This is a genomic window from Massilia eurypsychrophila, from assembly GCF_002760655.1.
Classification (GTDB): domain Bacteria; phylum Pseudomonadota; class Gammaproteobacteria; order Burkholderiales; family Burkholderiaceae_D; genus JAFCUW01.
In genome coordinates, this window is the sequence record NZ_PDOC01000004.1 from 44,140 (window position 1) to 62,540 (window position 18,401).

An 18,401-nucleotide genomic window follows, 5' to 3' on the forward strand; every position below is an offset into this window, starting at 1 on the left:
GATAAAGATACTCAAATTAAGCCTTGGCCACTTCTGCCAGGCTCCAGGCTTTCGCCTGCAATGCCTTGGCGCGGTCATCGTATTTTGAGTCGACCAGCTTCATCTCATCGTCGGTCACATCATTAAATTCATTTTTGATCAGGTCGCGCGCGCGCTCGGACGGCAACGCCAGGATGGCGCCAAATTCGTCGTACGCAAGGGCGGCAAAAGCGTCGAGGTTCTTGATGCCTGCCAGGCCCAGCTTGCCGGCCGTGGTGCGGTCCATGCCTTCCATGTTCACCAGCTGCTCTTCCATGCCTTCGAGGCCTTCTTCCGACGCGATCGCTTCGGTCACCAGGGCATCGCGGGCACGGGTGCGCAGCTCGTTGACGGTGTCTTCGTCGAACGATTCGATGTCGAGCATTTCCGAGATCGGCACGTAGGCGATTTCTTCCAGCGAAGCGAAACCCTCTTCGACCAGGATGTCGGCCACTTCCTGGTCGACGTCGAGTTTTTCCATGAACAGCGCGCGCACCGCCGCAGTTTCCTGCGCCGACTTGTTTTCCGATTCCTCGGCCGTCATGATGTTGATCTTCCAGCCAGTCAGTTCGGCTGCCAGGCGCACGTTCTGGCCCGAGCGGCCGATCGCGATGGCCAGGTTCTCTTCATCGACGACGACATCCATCGCGTGCTTTTCTTCGTCGACCATGATCGACGACACGTTGGCCGGAGCGAGCGCGCCGATGACGAACTGGGCCGGATCATCCGACCACAGCACGATGTCGACACGTTCGCCACCGAGCTCGCCGGTGACGGCCTGCACGCGCGAACCGCGCATGCCGACGCAGGTACCGATCGGGTCGATCCGCTTGTCGGCGGTGTAGACGGCGATCTTGGCGCGCACGCCAGCGTCGCGGGCAGCCGATTTGATTTCCAGCAGGCCCTGCTCGATCTCAGGCACTTCGAGTTCGAACAGTTTCATGATGAAGTCAGGCGCGGTGCGCGACAGGATCACTTGCGGGCCGCGCATGTTGCGATCGATGCGCAGGATGAAGGCACGCACGCGATCGCCGATGCGCAGGTTCTCTTTCGGGATCATCTGGTCGCGCGGCAAGCGCGCTTCGATCTTGCCCGATTCGACGATCGCGTCGCCGCGTTCCATGCGCTTGATGGTGCCGGTAACCAAGGCGTCGCCGCGCTCGAGGAAGTCGACCAGGATCTGTTCGCGCTCGGCGTCACGCACGCGCTGCAGGACCACTTGCTTGGTGTCCTGGGCGAAGCGGCGGCCGAACTCGACCGACTCGATCGGCTCTTCGATGTATTCGTCGACTTCGATATCGGGGATCGTTTCGACCGCCTCGAAGTGGAGGATTTCCTGGTCCGGCAGCTGCAGGCCGGCGTCGTCTTGCACGACGTGCCAGCGACGGAAGGACTCGAACTCGCCCGACTCGCGGTCGATGGAGACGCGGATATCGACTTCGCCTTCATAGCGTTTCTTCGTGGCCTGAGCCAGGGCGAATTCGAGCGCGCCGAAGACGACATCCTTATCGACGTTTTTCTCGCGCGCCAGCGCATCTACCAACAACAATACTTCGCGACTCATGCTTTGCCCTTCTTAAAATCCACCTGCGGCACCAAGCGTGCCTTATCCAAGTCGGCGAGCGTAAACTCCAACAGCGCCGGACCATCCTTACTTTCAAATTCCAAACCGATTTTGTCGCCTTGCGGCGCCTGCAGAACCCCGGTGTAGGTCTTGCGGTTGGCACTGCCGGCAAACGCGGTGCGCAGCTTGACGGTGCACTCCTCGCCGGCGAAGCGCTCGAAGTCGGCCATCGTGCGCACCGGGCGGTCCAGCCCCGGCGACGAGATCTCGAGGCGCTCGTAAGCGACGTTCTCGACCGTCAGCACGTGCGACAACTGATGGCTGACGGTGGCGCAATCCTCGACCGTGATCAGGCCTTTCTCGGCCGCGTCCTCTGCAGTGAAGTCGATGTATACGCGCAAAATCCCGCGCTCGCCCCGCTCCACATCCACGAGGTCGTAGCCCAGGCCAGCTACTGTCTTGGCGATCAAATCAAACTGCTGCAATCGGTCTCTCCAGATCCCAGGTCCGCGCACGGACCGCTAAAACGATTTACCAAAAAAAAAATGGGCATCTGCCCATCTTCTTATATTCCTGCCAGATGAAAGCACTTGCATCAGACTGAGCTGAGCGGCGAAGAACTTTTATTAGGCTATAGATTATAACGCTTTTCACTTCGCCCCGCAATCGCTCGCGGATCAAATGAACATTCAAACAACACTGTCCGCAGGGGTCAGACCCGGTGCTCAGCAAACAACGCAACCCGGCCAGACCCCTGAAAAGCCAAACCGGGTCTGACTCTAGCCGCGGCGGCCGCGCCGCGGCAGGCCATGGTCGGCGCCGCGCGGACCTTGCGGGCCCTGCGGACGGCGTGCCGAACCGGCGTTGCCGAAGCCAAAGGTCGTTTGCAGCGGATCCGGCTGGCGAGCACCTTTCGGACCGCCGGCACCACCGCCGCCGCCTGCCGACTGGCCCGGACGCCCGCCCGGACGACCCTGTCCCTGCGGCCGGCCACCCTGGCCACCACCTTCGGGACGGCCCTGGCCTTGCGGCCGGCCCTGGCCCTGGCCCTGGCCCTGCGGACGCCCTTGGCCGCCGCCGGCGGTCGGATGGCCGCCCGGCATGCCGCCGAAACCGGCACCGACCGGCGCTGCCTGGGGACGCCCGCCCGGGCGGCCACCGCGGCCACGGCCGTTCGGCGGACCGAAAGGATCGGCGTTGCGGTTGGCGTCGACACGGTCGATGCGGTTGCCGTCGTTGCGCGAGTCTTCGTCGAGCACGCGCGGGGTGGCCGGGCCACGGCCCTTGGCGCCGGAACTGCGCGCCTCGGGCGCGGCACGTTCACCCTTGTCGGCTTTCTTCTCGACGCCGAACGCGGTCAACAGCGCGCGCACGTCGTTTTCTTCCAGTTCTTCCCAACGGCCGCGCTTCAGGCCGCTTGGCAGGGTCATCGCGCCGTAACGGGTACGGATCAGGCGCGAGACGGTCAGGCCGATCGCCTCGAACATGCGGCGCACCTCGCGGTTGCGGCCTTCGCCGATGACCACGCGGTACCACTTGTTGATGCCTTCGCCGCCGCCATCGGCGATCTTGGTGAAGGAGGCCACGCCGTCGTCGAGCTCGACGCCGGCCAGCAGCTTCTGGCGCATGCCTTCTTCCAGCTCGCCGAGCGTACGCACGGCGTATTCACGGTCGATGTTGTAGCGCGGGTGCATCAGCCGGTTGGCCAGGTCGCCCGAGGTCGTAAAGATCAGCAAGCCTTCGGTGTTGAAGTCGAGGCGGCCGACGGCCAGCCACTTGCCGGCCTTCATGGTCGGCAGGCGGTCGAACACCGACGGCCGGCCTTCCGGGTCGTCATGGCTGACGATTTCGCCGGCCGGTTTGTGGTACACCAGCACGCGCGGCGGCTTGGTGCTGACCTTGCGGTGCACCAGCTTGCCGTTGATGCGTACCGCGTCCGACGGCAAGATGCGCTGGCCGATGTGGGCCGGCTCACCGTTGACCGAGACGCGGCCGGCGACGATCATGTCTTCCATGTCGCGGCGCGAACCGAGGCCCGCTTCGGCCAGCACCTTGTGCAATTTCGGCGCGTCGTCGTCGCTCGTCAGGTCGCGCTTGGCAGGCTTGGACGGCTGCGCACGGCCGCCGTCGTTGGCGTCGTAGGCGTCGGACGTCACGTACGAGAACGCCGCATCGGCGTCGTAGTTGCTGGTCTTCTTGTGGTGCTGCAGGCCGGGATTGCCCTTCTTGTTCTTTTTCTGGCGGATCTTGCCGTCGGAAATGCGCTCCGGGCGCGGACCGCGCGGCGGGCGCGCTTCGGCGCCTTCGACCGGCTCGGCGGTGGCGATCGCCTCGGCACTGTTGTCAGCTGGCGCAGGCGCCACGCGCGGTTCGCGCATCTGGCGCTCGGCGCGCATCTGGCGCGGGCCGCGCGGCGGACGCGGGCCACGCTCCTGGCGCGGCGCATCGGCGCTGTCGCCGCGCTCGGCCGGCTCGGTGATGGCGGCGGCGGATACTTCTGGCTTGGCAACCTGCACCTTGACGTTGCGCGGCTTGCGGGCAACGACGGGCATGTCCGCCTCGGCCGCGGCTGCGGCCGGCTGCGCCGCCGACGCGTCGCCGTCGGCCGGCGTCGCTTTCGGCGCGGCGGCCTTGCGGGCGCGCGGCGGCGCGATACCTGCCGCGGTGTCGGCCTCGATCTGGGCCTTGGTGCGGCGCTTCGGCTTGGCCGCTACGGCCTCGTCCTTGCCGGCCATGTCGGCGGCATCTGTCTCTGTTGGTTTAGTTGGATTCATCGTTCGTTCTTGGTTGTTGACCAGTCGCAGCGTCAACCGGATTCTCTGGCGCAGGGTCGTGTGTTGGGACTTCAACCGGAATTTCCACCGGTGAAGTGTCAGGGCCGGGCGTATCGTCACTGCCGCCTGCGCCGTCGGTGGCGGCCATCGGGGCCGCCGCTTTGTCAAAATTTTCCTGCAAGGCCGCTTCCAGCGCCTCCATCTCGAGGCCGCTGCCGCGCATGTCGGCCACTTCCTGCAGCGGCGGCAATTGCGACAAGGTCGCCAGGCCAAGGTCGTCGAGGAACTGCTTCGTCGTGCCCAGCAACGCCGGGCGGCCGATTACTTCGCGGTAACCCAGCACGTCGACCCAGCCGCGGTCTTCCAGCATCTTGATCGTCTGCGAGTTGACGGCCACGCCGCGAATCTCCTCGATGTCGCCACGCGTGACGGGCTGGCGGTAAGCAATGATCGCCAGCGTCTCGAGCGTGGCGCGCGAATACTTCGGCGGCTTTTCCGGACTCAGGCGATCGAGGTACTGCTTCATTTCGGGCCGGCTCTGGAAGCGCCAGCCGGTTGCCAGGCTGACGACCTCGATGCCGCGCCGATCCCAGTCGTGGCGCAATTCTTCGAGCATCAGCTTGATGGTGTCGGCGCCGACGCCGGCGCCCATCGGGCGGCCGTTGTCGTCGACATCGACGAACAGCTTTTTCATGCCGTGGATCGACAGCGGCTCGCGGGCGCACAGCAAGGCGGTTTCGAGGACTCTTTTAGCCTCATCAGTATTCATAACGATGTCGTCAGCGGATCTTGCAATGCCATGCAAAGAAAATATCAAACAAAAACCACTCAACGAACCGCGGCGACCGTCATCGAATGAGGCCGATTGGTACACAAAATTCGTTGAAACTGGAATCCGTTGCCGGGGCCGGAATGCGGCTGGCAGGATGGTACTGGTGGCGAGATCCGTACCCGGCCACACGGCTTTCCGCACACCTGGCGGGTCGCAAGCCGTTGATTTTCAAGCGGAACGCTTCGTCACGGGAGGCGCCGGGAGACCAGGCTCAGGGCGCGCGCCGCAGCAACGATCGACATCGTCTCTTCAAAACTGCGGCCATTGTACCTGATAAAACGGCGAATGTGACAATCGGCGCGCTAGCACGCGCCGGGCGTTGTTGCAAGCTTGTCGGCGAGAATTGCCGATACGCCGAGGAAAGCCGGGTACTCGGCAGTGATGACGAAGGTCGGCACTTGCGCAAGGTAGTTGACGAAGCGCCCCTTCTGCTCGAAGCGGGCACGAAACGACGAGCGTGCAAAACGCTCGCCCAGGCGCGGAACGATGCCGCCGCCTATATAGATGCCGCCCTGCGCGCCGAGCGTGATGGCGAGGTTGCCGGCAACGGTGCCGAGCATGCCGCAGAACGCCTCGATGACCTGGTCGCACAGCGCGCATTCGCCGGCCAGCGCGCGCCGCACGATCTCGGCCACGCCGAGCCGTTCGTCGGGCCGGCCGCCGTGGTGGGCCAGCGCCCGGTAGATCAGTTCGATGCCGACGCCCGACAGCAGCCGCTCAGCCGACACATGGTCGAACTCGGTCCAGGCGAAGCGCAGGATCGCCAGTTCGGCGTCGCTGGCGGGCGAAAACGTCACGTGGCCGCCCTCGCTGCGCAGCGCGCTCCAGCCGTCGCCGGCCGGAATCAGGCCGGAAACGCCGAGACCGGTGCCGGCGCCGAGCAAGCCGAGCGCGGCATGTGCGCGGGCGGCGCCGCCGCCGACCTGGCGCTTCTGCTGTGCGCCAAGGTGCGGCAAGGCGCAGGCCAGTGCGCTGAAGTCGTTGACGACGAGCAGCGTGTCGAAGCCGCATTCCTGCTGCAGGCCTGCGATCGAAAACTCCCAATGGTGGTTGGTCATGCGCACCAGGTCGCCGTCGACCGGATTGGCGATGGCGATCGCGGCGTGGCGGATCTGCCCGGCGCCGGCCAGTTCCGGCAACTGCAGGTAGGCGCGCAGGGCCGCGGCCAGGGTCGAGTAGCCGCCGCACGGCAATACGGCGATGCGCTCGATGCTGCCGGCGCCTGTTTCCAGCGCGAAGCGGGCGTTGGTGCCGCCGATATCGGCCAGCAGGCGCGGGCCGTCGGCATGGGCAATGGAGGTGGCGGATGGGGGCGGCGCGGCCTGAAGCTGAACGGTCATGGTCGAAAAGGAAAAAGTGACCACCAAGCTTAAGGACTTCTTGCCGCAGATGCAAGCAATCTTTGTAGTTTAGGTACAGCGATGGAAAGACAATAGCTTAACTCGCTCCGGCGTGGACCAACAATACGTAGTCAAGCTACGTGCCAGTCGCCTTGTGGTGCGCGTTCCAGGCATCGAGCCCGCCGTGCAGCGCCCGGGCCCGGTGAAAGCCGTTGGCGAGGAATTGCCGGGCGACCTGGGTGGCGGTGACGTCGTTGGGGCAGCTGCAATAGACGACGATGTGGCTGTCCTTGTCGAGCGCGGTCATCAGTTCGCCGGTTGTGCAGTCGAGGTAGTTCAACGAGCCCGGAATCGCCGCCTCGAGCTGTTGGGCGGTCAGGCTGCGGGCGTCGATGATGACCGGCGCCTGGCCGCCGTCGAGCAAGGAGTGCAATTCATGCATGTCGATGCGCTCGACCGGCTGCAGGCGCAGGAAGCGGCGCCGCTCGAGATACTTGTACAGCACGAACAGCACGAGCAGGCCGGCCAGCGTCGACAAGGCAGCGCCGCCCATCGTCTCGAGCGACGCCAGCAGCCGGTCGACGCTTTTGTGGAACCACATGCCGGCGCCGACGCCGACGCTGCTCCACAGCAGGCTGCCGGTAAAGCTGAACGCCAAAAACCGCGGCGTGCTGGTGCCCATCGCACCGGCCAGCGGCGGGCCGACCGCGTTAAATCCGGGGATGAACTTGGCCACGATCAATGACTTGATGCCGTAGCGGTGGAACTTGTCTTCGGTCTGGCTGACGCAGACATCGGGCGACAACGATATCTTGCACAGCAGCCGCAGCACGCGCTTGCCGTAGAAGCGCCCGGCGCGAAACCAGAAGAAGTCGCTGAGCATGCAGGCGGCGAGCGCGGCGGCAAGACAGGCGGGCCAGCTGATCTCGCCGCCGGCAGCGAGCGCGCCGGCCACGATCAGCAGCGGCATCGCGGGAATGGGCAGGCCGATCTGTTCGACCAGCACGACGGCGAAGACGATCAGCACGCCATATTGCTGGATCAGGAGGATAAGTTCGGACATCTCACCATGGTAACGGAATCTTTACATCAGCGTTCCAAACCGGGTCAGAGCCGGTTTTGGCATTCAGATGCCGCGCGGGATCGCACTGAGCAAGGTCTTGGTGTAGGCGTGCTGCGGGTTGCGGTAAAGCTCGTCGGAGTCGGCCAGTTCCACCACGCTGCCCTGGTGCATCACCATCACCTGGTCGGCCATGTACTTGACCACCGACAGGTCGTGCGAGATGAAAATGTAGCTCATGCCGAGTTCATCCTGCAAATCCTGCAGCAGGTTCAGCACCTGGGCCTGCACCGACACGTCCAGCGCCGACACCGATTCGTCGCACACCAGGATCTCCGGCTTCATCGTCAGGCAGCGCGCGATCGCGATGCGCTGGCGCTGCCCGCCGGAAAACTCGTGCGGGTAGCGGTGGAACGCCTGCGCCGGCAAGCCGACTTTTTCCAGCAGGGCCTGCGCCATCGCGATGCGCTCGTTGTCGCCGGCGCCGATCCGGTGGATCCGCATCGGCTCGAGCAGGATCTGGCCGACGGTAAAGCGCGGATTGAGCGAGGCGTACGGGTTCTGGAAAATGATCTGGATGCGCCGCTTGTACGGCATGTAGTCGCGCGCCGGCATCGAGATCAGGTCGCGCCCTTCGAACATGGCAGTGCCGGCGGTGGCCTGGTGCAGCCGCAGCAAGGTCAGGCCGACGGTGGTCTTGCCGGAGCCAGATTCGCCCACCACGCCGAGCGTCTTGCCGCGCGCCAAGGTGAACGAGACGTCCTTGACGGCCTTGAACTCGCGCTTGCCGAACAGGCCGTCGCGCGTATAAAAACTTTTCGACAGCTTGTCGACCACCAGCAGCGGCACGTCGCCAGGTGCGCTGCCGCGGCTGCGCTGCGGCAGGTCGGCCACGGCGGCGCCGGCGATGTAGTCGTCGATCACCGGCAGGCGCATCGGCCGCTCGTCGAGGTTCGGGCGGCAATGCAGCAGCGCTTTCGTGTAATCGTCGGCCGGCTGCTCGAAGATCTGGCCCACCGGGCCCTCCTCGCGCACTTCGCCGTGGCGCATCACGATGACGCGGTCGGCAATTTCGCCCACCAGGGCGAGGTCGTGGGTGATGAACAGCACCGACATCTGGCGCTTTTTTTGCAGGTCGGCGATGAGGCCCATGATCTGCTTCTGGATCGTGACGTCGAGCGCGGTGGTCGGCTCGTCGGCGATCAGCAGTTTGGGCTCGCAGGCAATCGCCATCGCGATCATCACGCGCTGCTGCTGGCCGCCCGACATCTGGCTCGGATAGGCGTCAATCTTGCGCTCGGGATCGGGGATGCCGACTTCGCCCAGCAGCGCCAGGGTGCGCGCCCTCGCCTGCCGGCGGTTCATGCCCATGTGCAGGCGCAGCACTTCGCCGATCTGGAAGCCCACCGTAAACACCGGGTTGAGCGAGGACATCGGCTCCTGGAAGATCATCGAGATGTCCTTGCCGCACATGTTGCGGCGCTCAGCGGGCGACATTGTCAGCAGGTCGCGGCCGTTGAACAGGATGCTGCTGGCTGGGTCGACGACGCTGTTTTCGCGCGCCAGCAAGCCCATCACTGCGAGCGAACTGACCGACTTGCCGCTGCCCGATTCGCCCACCAGCGCGACGGTGGCGTTGCGCGGCACGTCGAACGAGATGCCCTTGACGGCCTCGAAGCTGGTCTTCTTGTCGAGCCGGAACGAGACGCGCAGGTTGCGCACTTGCAGCAGCATGTTGTTATCTAGGGTCATGTGCCGCGCCTCATTTCAGTTTCGGGTCGAGCGCGTCGCGCAGCGCGTCGGTAAACAGCGAGAACGCCGTCACCAGCAGCGCCATCGCGGCCGCGGCGGCGGTCAGCTGCCACCACTTGCCGAGGATCAGTTCGTTTTGCGCCTCGTTCAGCATGCTGCCCCACGACACCACGCCGACCGGCACGCCGAAGCCGAGGAAGGACAGGATCACTTCGGCCTTGATGAAGCCGACCACCAGGATCGACAACTGCACCAGCGCGACGTGGCTGACATTGGGGAAGATGTGCGAGAACATCTTGCGCCAGGTCGAGGCGCCGATGGCGTCGGCCGCCATCACGTATTCGCGCGCCTTGTGCTTCATGTACTCGGCGCGGATCAGGCGGTACGGCCCGGTCCAGCCGGTCAGGCCCAGGATCAGCACGATGGTGGCGACGCCCTTTTGCTGCAGCACCGCGGCCACCGTCAGGATCATCAGGATCGACGGGATCGACGTGAAGATGCTGTAGAACCAGTTGAAGAAATCGTCGACCACGCCGCCGTAGTAGCCGGACACGGCGCCGAACATCGTGCCGAGCGCGACGGCCAGGGTGGCGGCGACCAGGCCGACGACGATCGACGTCTCGGCGCCCTTGATGGTTTTCTTGATGATGTCGTGGCCCCACTTGTCGGCGCCGAACGGCAGCGTTTCGCGGCGCGCGGTCTGGGCGCCGGCGGCGCCTTGTGTGACGGCGCGCAGTTCGGCCATCTCGGCGGCGAGCGGATCGGTGACGCCGTACATGTCGAGCGCGGCAGAACCGGACTGCGCGCGGATCGCCTTGATATCGGCTGCCAGCGGGTCGAACGGATTGTCGGGCACGGCGGCCTCTGGCGCGGCCGGCGACTTTTGCGCCAGGCCGCCGGCAGCGCCGGCAAAGTGCGGCGGCGCATAATTGACGCCGACTTCCTGTTCCCAGTCGGCCACGATCAGGCCGGTCGACGACAGCACCAGCATGGCCAGGAACGCCGCCACCACCGCCAGCGACACCATCGCGACCTTGTCGCCGCGCAGCCGGCGCCAGGCAAGCGCCCACAGGCCGGGCGAAGTTGGTTGATTGGTCATGTGTTGTTCGGCCATCAGGAAAGTTGAACGCGCGGATCGACGGCCTGGTACATCAGGTCGGTCAGCAGGTTGAAAAACATCGTGGCGGCGGCGACGTAGACGGTGATCGCCTTAATAACCGGAAAATCGCTGCGCTCGACTGCCAGGATCACTTCGCGGCCGATGCCCGGGATGCCGAAGAAGCGTTCGAGCAGGAAGGCGCCGATCAGCAGCGCCGGCAGGTTCGACATGACGTGGGTAATGATCGGAATCGACGCGTTGCGCAGCACGTGGACCCACATGATGCGGCGTTCGCCGAGGCCCTTGGCGCGCGCGGTGCGCACGTAGTCCTGGTTGGCCTCGTCGAGCACGAAGCTGCGGTACAGGCGCAGGGTCGGCGCGATCGACACTGCCAGGCCGATCAGGATCGGCAGCAGCGAATAGCGCAGCAGGTTTTCGCCGAAGCTCTCGCCCCAGCCCTGCACCGGGAACAGCCCCAGCTTGTAGGCGAAGCCGTACTGGAACACGATGATGTAGACCAGGATGGAAATCGACATGCCGACGGTGCAGGCGATCATCACGGCGCGGTCGGTCAGCGAGCCGCGCACGAAGGCGATCGCCAGCGCCAGGGCGATGCCGAAAAACGTTTCCAGGATCGTCAGCGGAATGAGCACCGTCAGCGACGGCCCCAGCCGGGTGGTGATGATGTTGGCGACCGATTCGCCGGTGGCCCACGAGTTGCCGAAGTCAAAGGTCAATATCTGCTTGACGAAGATCCACAGCTGCACGTAGTACGGCTGGTCGACGCCGAGCTGCTTGCGGATATTCGCGATCGCCTCCGCGTTCGACATCTTGCCCGCCAAAATATACGCCGGATCGCCGCCGACCCAGTTAAACAGCACGAACACGAGCACGACCACGCCGGCCATGGTGGGCAGCATCTGCCAGAGGCGGCGCAGGATATAGGCAAACACGATAGGTGCTCCAATACAATTTGGGGTCAGACCCCATTCTAATTTGGCAGAAACCCCAAACAACTAAATTAAATCGGGGTCAGACCCCAATGTAAATTGGCCAAACCCCAAAACAACTAAATTAAATTGGGGTCAGACCCGTTTTAAATTTTTTGTTGACCCGGCTTTCCGATGTTTTCTATCGAAGTGAAGTCGGTGGTGTACCACTGGCAACTCAACCGGGGTCAGACCCTTTTGAAGAAGGAACGGGTCTGGCCCCCAGGTCGATGTACTGCCACTCCTGCTTCATGATCGGGTGCTTCTTGTAGCCCAGCACATTTGGCTGGGCCAGCATGTTGCGGTAGCGCGCGTAGCCCATCCGCGAGGCGCCGGTCACTTCGATGCGCCGCGCCATCTTGTGGTACAGCGCGTCGCGCTCGGCGCCGGCCGGCATCTTCTGGGTCTGCGCGTACATCCGGTCAAATTCCGGGTCGGCGAAACAGCCGGCGTTGTTCTGGTGGATGTTGGGGCCGTAGTACAGCTGCATGAAATTGTCGCCGTCCGGATAGTCGGCGACCCACTGGTAGTTGCGGCTCTGCACCTTGCACAGCTGCTCGGCCTTGAGCAGGTCGCTGAAGATCATGCGGTCGTTTTCCATGCGGATGCCAAGCGACGTGTAGGTCTTGCGCCACACCTCGGCCTGCAGCACGCCGCTAGCCTCGTTGCGCGAGACGTAACGGATCACCAGCGGCTTGCCGTCCGGCAGCGTGCGCCAGCCGTCCTTGCCTTTCTTGTAGCCAAACCGGTCAAGCAGGCGATTGGCCAGCGCCGGATCGTATTGCAGCAGGCTCTTGTAAGCTGGATCATGCCCCACCACGCCCGGCGGGATCGGATAGTCGAGCCGCTCGGCCTGGCCGTTCCAGACGATGGCGATCTCTTCGTCGATGTTGTGGGCAATCGCGATGGCGCGCCGCAGCGCGATCTTTTCCTTTGACATGCCGCCGAGCAGCGGATCCTTCATGTTCCAGTAGTAATACGTCACTTCCGGATCCATCAGGCGCGACAGCTGCACGCCCTTGGCCGCCAGTTCCGGATGCAGCTTGCCGTCCTGCAGCGCTTTCGGCGCCAGCGGGCCGTCCAGCCAGAACAAATCGGTGCCGCCGCTCTGGAACGACAGCCAGCGCGACTGGTCTTCGACCATCACCGAAATTTCGACCCGGCCAATCTGCGGAATCGACTTGCCCTTCATCTGCGCGATGATGCGCTGGTCGTCGGGTGTGCCGTTGCCCTTGAAGTCCCAGGTCTCCGGCAGGTGATCGGTATTGCGCTCGAGGACGATGCGGTTGCCGCGCACCCACTGGCCCAGCTTGTAGTGGCCGGTGCCGACCGGGTTCGAGGAGACGTCGCCGCGCGCGTCGCCATAGGCGACGACGACTTCGCGCGCCACCGCCGACGTCGGCTCGTGCGCGAGAATCATGCCAAGGTTGAAATCGGTCTGGGTCAGGTGGATGCGCAAGGTGTACGGGTCGACCACTTCAAAGCCGTCGACCTTGGCGTCGTAGTCGAGGCGCCCGGTTTTCCTGGCGTCGGCGACGAGCTTGTCGAGGCCGACGACCTTGCCCTCGAACAGCCAGGCATGCGGCGACGCCAGTTTCGGGTCGAACAGGCGCTTCCACGAATAGACGAAGTCGGCGACGGTCAGTTCGCGGCGGCGGCCCTTGAACGCCGGGTCCGGCGTAAACAGGATGCCGCGCTTGAGGCGGATCGTATAAGTCTTGCCGTCGGCCGACACCTGCGGCAGCGCGGCGGCGGCCAGCGGCGCCAGCGTTGCCGGGCGCGCCAGGTAATCGTAGGTGTACAGCGTTTCGAACACCGCCTGCAGTACGTGGCCCGAATACAGGTCGCGCGCGACGGCCGGATCGAAGCCAGTCTCGGCCGCGGGGATGATGTAGCGCAGCGTCTTGAGCGGCTCAGCGGCGAGCGCCGGCGCCGCCGCTGCGCTGCCGCACAGCACGCCAAGGTACATCAACCAACGTACCACCGGTGATTTCATCGACTAATCCTTTGCCGCAGCAGAGTCCGAAAAAGGCGTAACGATAGCGCATATTTGCGCTGCTGGGCGGCAATTCGGCCGCGATAAGGACGCGATGGCGCACAAATCAGCCGCCAGCGGTTGAGCCAAGGGCACTCGAAACGCCGGGGTCACGAAACGCCGGGGTCAGGTCTGACAATCGGACAAAAATGTGGGGTCAGGTCTGACATTCGGACAAATAGCCGAGTTTAGTTACCAATCGCACACTGCTCGGTGATCGAATCCGCCGCATTGTTGATTGCGTGCATCTCACTGTCCGTCCCGGCAAGCGGAACGACCGAAATTGTCCGATTGTCAGACCTGACCCCGCGAAAATGTCCGAATGTCAGACCTGACCCCAGCGTTGTTTTTTGTGAAGTTGTAAGGCGCCGCCAAAAAAAAACCCGCGGGCATCACGCCCGCGGGTTTTTTTTCGTCTGCCTTTCCTTAGTCCTTGGTCAGCCGGCGCTGGCGCACCGCTTGCGCCAGGTCGTCGAGCACCTGCACGCTCTGCTCCCAGTCGATGCAGCCGTCGGTAACCGACTGGCCGTACAGCAGGTCCTTGCCCGACACCAGGTCCTGGCGCCCGCCGACCAGGTTCGACTCGACCATGACGCCGACGATGCGGTCGTCGCCGGCGGCGACCTGGCTGCCGATGTCGGCGCACACCGGCACCTGGTTCTCGGGCTTTTTCGAGCTGTTGGCGTGCGAGGCGTCGATCATCAGGCGCGCGGCCAGCCCCTGTGCGCCCATCTGGCGGCACGCTTCCTCGACGCTGGCGGCGTCATAGTTCGGCGCCTTGCCGCCGCGCAGGATGATGTGGCAATCCTCGTTGCCGTTGGTCGACACGATCGCCGAGTGGCCGCCCTTCGTCACCGACAGGAAATGGTGCGGCTGCGATGCGGCCTTGATCGCCTCGACGGCGATCTTGATGTTGCCGTCGGTGCCGTTCTTGAAGCCGACCGGACACGACAGCCCGGACGCGAGCTCGCGGTGCACCTGCGACTCGGTGGTGCGCGCGCCAATCGCGCCCCAGCTGATCAGGTCGGCGATGTACTGCGGACTGATCACGTCGAGAAACTCGGTGCCGGCCGGCAGGCCCAGCTCGTTAATGTCGCGCAGCAGTTCGCGCGCCATGCGCAGGCCGTCGTTGATGCGGAAACTGTTGTCCATGTAGGGGTCGTTGATCAGCCCTTTCCAGCCGACGGTGGTGCGCGGCTTTTCGAAATACACCCGCATGACAATCTCGAGGTCGCCGGCCAGACGCCGGCGCTGTTCGGCCAGGCGGCGCGCGTATTCCATCGCCGCCTTGGTGTCGTGGATCGAGCACGGGCCGATCACCACCATCAGGCGGTCGTCCTGGCCATGCAGGATGCGGTGCAGCGCCACGCGCCCGGCCGCCGCGGTCTGGCCGGCTGCCTCGCTGCAGGCAAACTCGCGGATCAGGTGCGAGGGCGGCGTCAGTTCCTTCATTTCGCGGATGCGTAGATCGTCGGTGCGGGGCATGCGGTTCTCCGGTTTTAAATGGTCAAGGCTGAAAATAAAAAAACCGCCATCGCTGGCGGTTTCTAGGATTTGCTGGATCTCGTTGTTGCTGCCACGTGAACCTGCCGCTACTCCACCGCCTTGGGGCTGGAATGGCTAAAGTAAAAAATGCAGGTAGACAAGGCGACTTGGTGCATGGCAAGAATCCGATTGGGTTGCAACGACTATAGCAACAACCGGCGCCGTTTGGCAAGCGCTTTGTCCCGCCGACTTTCCACACGGTTTTTGCGGCGAATGCGACGCACCGACTTGGCGAGGCAGTTGTGACAATCCCACACTTCGGGGCTCGGCCGTGACAGGTTTGATATACCTCAGTCGAATCGGCGCGTCGAATGCAAGACTCAGCCATTGACACCCCAGCCCGATCCGCGCGGTTGTGCTTGACGAAGAACAATTTTTCCTTCGGGATTAATTGAACTCGATCAAGGTTATTGCACCCCGACCTCGTCAGGGACGCGATCCGGGATGACATTGGCCTTCTACCTTGGAGTTCGACATGAAAGAAACTGTCTTGTCCCGATCAATGCGCGTTATTTTCGCCGGCGGCGCGGCCGGCTTTGGCTTGCTGGCGGCACTGCCGGCGCCGGCCCAGGACCTGGCCCAGCAGCCGGTGGCCCGGGTCGAAATCACCGGCTCGAACATCCGCCGCGCGCAAGCCGAAACCGCCTCCGCGGTGCAGACCCTGAACCGGGCCGACATCGAAAAATCGGGGCGTACCACCGTCGCCGAACTGCTGCAGACCTTGGCCGTCGACAACCAGGGCTCGGTGCCGACCAGCTTTGGCAATGGCTTCGCGCAGGGCGCTTCCGGCATTTCGCTGCGCGGCCTCGGCTCGGCCTCGACCCTGGTGCTGATCAACGGGCGCCGGGTCGCCCCGTACGGCCTGGCCGACGATGGCCAGAAGGTGTTTACCGACCTGAACATCATCCCGACCGAAGCGGTCGAACGGATCGAGATCCTGAAGGACGGCGCATCCGCCATTTACGGCTCGGATGCCATCGCCGGCGTCGTCAACGTCATCTTGCGGCGCGACTTCCAGGGCACCACGGTGCGCGCCAGCTACGGCAAGTCGAAGTACTGGGACGGGCGCGACGCGCGCGTGTCGATCACCCATGGCACCGGCAACCTCGACACCGATCGCTACAACGCGCTGTTCAGCTTCGAATTCGGCGGCCGGCGCGAAGTGTTCAACCGCGACCGCGACGACCGCGAACAGATCGGCCGCGGCGACCTGCGCGGATGGGGCTTCAGCGCACTCGAAGGCCTGGGCGGCACCGGCGCCATCACCACCAACAACGCCGCCGGCAGCGCCATCAACGGCAACGCGCGCAACCCGACCACGCTCGACTACTATAACCGCGGCAACCCGGCCGGCGTCGGCTTCACCCGTACCTTTCCGGCGGCCGCCTGCAGCAACTTTACCAGCCATCCGCAGGGCGACCCCGGCGGCGGCTGCCTGATCGACGCCGACCAGTCGTACGAACAGATCCAGCCACGGCAAAATTCCTACAACCTGTTTACCCGCGGCACGTTTCAGTTCACCCCGCAGATGCAGGGCTACGTCGAGGCAAACTACTACTGGACCGAGTCCGAATCGTCGGGCACGCCGTCGGGCATCAACGCTAACGTCGGCTACCCGGGCGGCCCGGTCAGCAACGCGGCCGTGGCGCTCGGCGCGGCCCATCCGGACAATCCCTATTTCGGCACCGCCGCACGGCTGCGCTACCTGGCCGCCGACGTCGGTCCACGCACCAGCTCGCTCAATTCGAAGTTCGGCCGCCTGGTGATGGGCGTCAAGGGCACGATGTACGACTGGGACATCGACGCCGCACTGCTGTTTTCCGGCAACAAGGTCTACAACAAGCGGCGCAACTACCTGCAGCGCGACATCGCCTTCGCCCTGCTCAATCCGACTCCGGCCAACGTCGCCGCGGCCGCCGCGCGCAGTCCGGCGTACGCCGCGCTGCCGCCTGGCACCGTGTGGCGCATCGCGGAAAACGCCGGCCTCAATTCGCCGGCCATGTACGCGGCGCTGTCGCCGGTCATCGGGAACGATGCGGAAACGCGCATCAGCCAGATCGACTTCCGCGGCACGCGCGAAATCGGCCAGCTGCCGGGCGGGCCGATCGGGGTGGCCGCCGGCGCCGAGTTCCGCCACGAGCGCACCGACCTGGCGCCGACCTCCGGCACCGAGATCGGCAACATCATCGGCCTGGGCTACTCGGCCTATTCGGGCCGGCGCGACGCGACGGCCTTGTATGCGGAGATACTGGCGCCGGTGATCAAGCAGGTCGAGGTATCGGGCGCGCTGCGCTACGACCACTTCTCCGACGTCGGCAATTCGTGGACGCCGAAAGTCGGCGTCAAGTGGAACCCGACGCGCCAGCTGGCACTGCGCAGCACCTTCGCCAAAGGCTTCCGCGCGCCGAGTTCGGCCGAAAACGGCGTCGGCGGCCTGGCGGCGTTTTCCACCGCTGCCGATCCGCTGCGCTGCTCGCTGGGCGTGGCGTCGGCCTGCGACGCCACCTCGATTGCGATCATCACGTCGCCGAATCCGGCGCTCAGCCCGGAGCGCTCGAAGAACTGGTCGGCCGGGGTGATCTGGGATCCGATTCCGCGCACCAGCATTTCGCTCGACTTCTGGCAGATCAAGCGCAAAAACGAGATCAACCAGCAGCAGACCGACGCGGCGATTGCGGCCGGCCAGGTGTCGCGCGATCCGACGACCGCCACCGGCATCCCGGGCGACCCGGGCGCCATCACGGCGGTGCTGGCGCGCTACGTCAACTCGGCCCAGACCAAGGTGCGCGGCATCGACCTCGACGCGCGCACGGCGTTCAACCTGGGCACCGGCCGCGGCACCTTGGCGATGGACGCGAAGTGGACGCACCTGTTCAAGTGGGTGCGTACCGAGCAGGATGGCAGCGAGCGCGACTTTGCCGGCACGCACGGCAACTGCGACGTCACCAACTGCATCGGCACGCCGGACGACCGCATCAATCTGGGCGCGACCTGGGAACTGGCGCCGGTGCGCGTGTCGGCCACCGTCAACTACCGCGCGCCGATCAAGAACACGCTGTTCAAGGACGATCCGGAAGGCTGCGCGATCCACTTCGCCAACGGCGAGGATGCACCCAACGGCTGTGAGATCGCGTCGTTTACGACGTTCGACGTGACGGCGCGCTGGAACCTGTCGTCCAGGACCGAGCTGTTCGGCACCATCCAGAACCTGTTCGACAAGGTGGCACCGCTCGATCCGCTGACGTACGGCGCGCAGTCGTACAACCCGCTCGACTACAGCGGCGCAATGGGACGGTTCTTCAGCGTGGGCCTGCGCCACAGGTTCTGACGGGCCGTGCGAATGCGGACAACAAACCCGGCAATGCCGGGCTTGTTGTCGGCAGCGCGGCCCCG

At 64.6% G+C, this 18,401-nt stretch carries 12 protein-coding genes; 1 reads left to right on the forward strand and 11 read right to left on the reverse strand.

Annotation, left to right across the window (positions count from 1 at the left end; genetic code table 11):
- Positions 1-16 precede the first annotated feature (16 nt).
- The 11 genes from nusA to aroG all read right to left on the reverse strand — a co-directional run bounded on the left by nusA (position 17) and on the right by aroG (position 14,948).
- Complete coding sequence (nusA, locus tag CR105_RS08265; RefSeq protein ID WP_099787976.1) at positions 17-1,582, reverse strand: transcription termination factor NusA; 1,566 nt, start codon at positions 1,580-1,582, stop codon at positions 17-19.
- Entirely contained in the window at positions 1,579-2,067 is a 489-nt protein-coding gene (rimP, locus tag CR105_RS08270) for a ribosome maturation factor RimP (RefSeq protein ID WP_099787977.1), read from the reverse strand. Before rimP ends, nusA begins: the two co-directional genes overlap by 4 nt.
- Before the next feature lie 294 nt (positions 2,068-2,361).
- On the reverse strand, positions 2,362-4,356 hold the full coding sequence (gene rluB / locus CR105_RS08275) for a 23S rRNA pseudouridine(2605) synthase RluB (RefSeq protein WP_099787978.1): 1,995 nt from the start codon (positions 4,354-4,356) through the stop codon (positions 2,362-2,364).
- Complete coding sequence (gene scpB / locus CR105_RS08280; RefSeq protein ID WP_099787979.1) at positions 4,343-5,125, reverse strand: SMC-Scp complex subunit ScpB; 783 nt, start codon at positions 5,123-5,125, stop codon at positions 4,343-4,345. Before scpB ends, rluB begins: the two co-directional genes overlap by 14 nt.
- Positions 5,126-5,490: 365 nt before the next feature.
- The gene (locus tag CR105_RS08285) at positions 5,491-6,528 is read right to left on the reverse strand and encodes a glucokinase (protein ID WP_099788314.1); all 1,038 of its coding nucleotides are present in this window, start codon (positions 6,526-6,528) and stop codon (positions 5,491-5,493) included.
- 136 nt (positions 6,529-6,664) lie between these two features.
- Complete coding sequence (locus CR105_RS08290) at positions 6,665-7,591, reverse strand: VTT domain-containing protein (protein ID WP_099787980.1); 927 nt, start codon at positions 7,589-7,591, stop codon at positions 6,665-6,667.
- A gap of 63 nt (positions 7,592-7,654) precedes the next feature.
- Positions 7,655-9,340 carry an ABC transporter ATP-binding protein gene (locus tag CR105_RS08295; protein WP_099787981.1) on the reverse strand — a complete coding sequence of 562 codons (1,686 nt, stop codon included), beginning with the start codon at positions 9,338-9,340 and terminating at the stop codon, positions 7,655-7,657.
- Positions 9,341-9,350: 10 nt separating this feature from the next.
- Entirely contained in the window at positions 9,351-10,439 is a 1,089-nt protein-coding gene (locus CR105_RS08300; protein WP_099788315.1) for an ABC transporter permease, read from the reverse strand.
- Positions 10,440-10,453: 14 nt separating this feature from the next.
- On the reverse strand, positions 10,454-11,392 hold the full coding sequence (locus tag CR105_RS08305; RefSeq protein ID WP_099787982.1) for an ABC transporter permease: 939 nt from the start codon (positions 11,390-11,392) through the stop codon (positions 10,454-10,456).
- 214 nt (positions 11,393-11,606) lie between these two features.
- On the reverse strand, positions 11,607-13,424 hold the full coding sequence (locus tag CR105_RS08310; protein ID WP_099787983.1) for an ABC transporter substrate-binding protein: 1,818 nt from the start codon (positions 13,422-13,424) through the stop codon (positions 11,607-11,609).
- A 465-nt stretch (positions 13,425-13,889) separates the two neighbouring features.
- A complete protein-coding gene (gene aroG / locus CR105_RS08315) occupies positions 13,890-14,948 on the reverse strand; it encodes a 3-deoxy-7-phosphoheptulonate synthase AroG (RefSeq protein ID WP_099787984.1) in 1,059 nt (352 codons plus the stop codon).
- A gap of 535 nt (positions 14,949-15,483) precedes the next feature.
- Between aroG and CR105_RS08320 the strand changes: the two genes are divergently transcribed.
- On the forward strand, positions 15,484-18,336 hold the full coding sequence (locus CR105_RS08320; RefSeq protein ID WP_099787985.1) for a TonB-dependent receptor: 2,853 nt from the start codon (positions 15,484-15,486) through the stop codon (positions 18,334-18,336).
- The last annotated feature ends 65 nt before the right edge of the window (positions 18,337-18,401 follow it).

Coding starts and splice junctions, on each gene's coding strand:
- nusA (WP_099787976.1), bottom strand. CDS start 1,582: ATGAGTCGCGAAGTATTGTTGTTGGTAGATGCGCTGGCGCGCGAGAAA.
- rluB (WP_099787978.1), bottom strand. CDS start 4,356: ATGAATCCAACTAAACCAACAGAGACAGATGCCGCCGACATGGCCGGC.
- scpB (WP_099787979.1), bottom strand. CDS start 5,125: ATGAATACTGATGAGGCTAAAAGAGTCCTCGAAACCGCCTTGCTGTGC.
- CR105_RS08285 (WP_099788314.1), bottom strand. CDS start 6,528: ATGACCGTTCAGCTTCAGGCCGCGCCGCCCCCATCCGCCACCTCCATT.
- CR105_RS08290 (WP_099787980.1), bottom strand. CDS start 7,591: ATGTCCGAACTTATCCTCCTGATCCAGCAATATGGCGTGCTGATCGTC.
- CR105_RS08295 (WP_099787981.1), bottom strand. CDS start 9,340: ATGACCCTAGATAACAACATGCTGCTGCAAGTGCGCAACCTGCGCGTC.
- CR105_RS08300 (WP_099788315.1), bottom strand. CDS start 10,439: ATGACCAATCAACCAACTTCGCCCGGCCTGTGGGCGCTTGCCTGGCGC.
- CR105_RS08310 (WP_099787983.1), bottom strand. CDS start 13,424: ATGAAATCACCGGTGGTACGTTGGTTGATGTACCTTGGCGTGCTGTGC.
- aroG (WP_099787984.1), bottom strand. CDS start 14,948: ATGCCCCGCACCGACGATCTACGCATCCGCGAAATGAAGGAACTGACG.
- CR105_RS08320 (WP_099787985.1), top strand. CDS start 15,484: ATGAAAGAAACTGTCTTGTCCCGATCAATGCGCGTTATTTTCGCCGGC.